Here is a 230-nt window from a genome sequence, read left to right as displayed (position 1 = left end):
GCGCAGCAAACGTACCCACGATGGACACCGGCACGGCGATCAGCGGACGGATCGCGGCGCGCCAGGTCTGCAGGAACAGGATCACCACCAGCACCACCAGCGCGAGGGCCTCCAGCAGCGTGGAGACCACCGCCTTGATCGAGTCGCGCACGAAGATGGTGGTGTCGTACACCGCTTCGTACGTGACGTCGTCCGGGAAGGTCTTCTGCATCTCGTCCATCGTGCCGATA

General features: G+C 64.3%; 1 protein-coding gene. It reads right to left on the bottom strand.

Going from position 1 to position 230, the window contains the following annotated elements; translation table 11 throughout:
* The coding region (locus ACQG3P_RS25315; protein ID WP_426806578.1) for an efflux RND transporter permease subunit at positions 1–230 on the bottom strand (230 nt) is incomplete at both ends.

Source organism: Stenotrophomonas sp. SrG, assembly GCF_050031795.1.
GTDB lineage: Bacteria > Pseudomonadota > Gammaproteobacteria > Xanthomonadales > Xanthomonadaceae > Stenotrophomonas > Stenotrophomonas rhizophila_A.
Note: the sequence above shows the minus strand (reverse complement) of the source record. Positions and strands in the feature narration are given on the sequence as shown.